At 54.7% G+C, this 1,560-nt stretch carries 2 protein-coding genes; both read left to right on the forward strand.

Annotation, left to right across the window (positions count from 1 at the left end; all coding sequences use genetic code 11):
• On the forward strand, window positions 1–335 hold a 335-nt coding region (locus DMG62_24580; GenBank protein ID PYY19444.1), incomplete at its 5' end, for a hypothetical protein.
• Window positions 336–620: 285 nt separating this feature from the next.
• On the forward strand, window positions 621–1,560 hold a 940-nt coding region (locus tag DMG62_24585; GenBank protein ID PYY19445.1), incomplete at its 3' end, for a hypothetical protein.

Consider the following 1,560-nt stretch of genomic DNA (forward strand, 5'->3'; position numbering starts at 1 on the left):
AGAAGGAATTCGATCCAACCCAGGCGCTTGGCTTTGGTCTGATCGCGGAGGAAGTAGAAAAAGTGGATCCTGGTCTGGTTTATCACAATAATAAGGGTCTCGTGGAAAGTGTGCGCTACGAAATGGTAAACGCGATGTTGCTCAATGAGTTTCTCAAAGAACACAGCAAAGTGGAAAAATTGGAAGCAACCGTTGCGGAACAGCAAAAGAATTTTCAGTCGAAACTTGTGGAACAGGAAGAGCGAATCGAAGCCCTGGCTTCGTGTCTTCACAAGGTGAGCGCTCAGACAGAAATGAGCAGGTCTGCGGCACAAGTGGTTGTAACTGATCAGTAAAGGCGGATCCGGGTAGGACGCGACCCGCTGTCAGCCGGGATGAAAGCGATGCGAGGACGCATCGCGAGGCACTGTCGTGCCAAATCTGCCAAGAACGCTGGTCGTGTTTGGCGTTAGCTTTCGGAGTGCGCATGCGTCCCCGCATCGCTTTGGCACTGTCGCTCTGGGCCGGGATCATCCGCCGTTCGCCACGGTTATCACGCGACAATCCGATCCGGCTATAGGTGCGCGCCCTGAGACTTTGCCCTCGACAAGCCGCGAAGATTCTTGCAAAACTCCACGCCTATGAAAACAATCATTCCATTATTTGTGGTCGCAGTGCTCATTGTACACTTGCCACAAGCGCAGGCAATCAGTCCGACGCCGGACGGATGCTATCCGAATTTCACGACAGCTGAAGGATGCAAAGCGCTTAATTCCCTCACCACCGGCGCTGGAAATACAGCACTCGGCTGGTATTCGCTCTTTGGCAACAGCACCGGCAGTTTCAATACGGCGGTTGGTGCTGGAGCCCTCGACCTCAACACCGCAGACAACAATACGGCCATTGGTGTAGCGGCGCTTTTGTTGAACACCACTGGCACTGGCAATACTGCCAATGGAGTGGACGCTCTTGTCTTTAACGATACCGGCAGTCTAAACACGGCCAATGGCGCGTTCGCTCTCCTTAACAACACCACTGCCGTCAACAACACAGCTACTGGGTACGCCGCGCTCTATAGCAATACCACAGGGACCGAGAATACGGCCATCGGTGTTCAAGCGCTTTACTTCAATACCGCTTCTGGCAACACTGCCGCCGGCGCGTTCGCACTATTGCAGAACACCACCGGAGTAAACAACGTTGCCAATGGAGATGGAGCCCTCCAGAATAACACCACCGGTAGCGACAACACGGCCACGGGTTATCAAGCGCTCTCTAGCAACATCGACGCGTCCGGCGACACGGCAAACGGCAGTCAAGCGCTCCTTAACAATACCAACGGCAGTCAGGACACGGCCACTGGCGCCCAAGCGCTTTTTTTTAATACCACCGGATTCAACAACACTGCCGTCGGCTCTGGTGCGCTTTTTAGCAACACCGCCGGCCACGACAACACCGCCGTCGGTACTAATGCGCTCGGTAGCAGCACCGGCAACTTCAACATAGCCTTGGGCGATCTAGCCGGCAATGATGTCACCACCGCCGGTAACGTTATTTGTATCGGTGCCGACGTCCGGGGTG

It is taken from the genome of Acidobacteriota bacterium (genome assembly GCA_003225175.1).
In the GTDB taxonomy this organism is placed as follows: domain Bacteria; phylum Acidobacteriota; class Terriglobia; order Terriglobales; family Acidobacteriaceae; genus Gp1-AA112.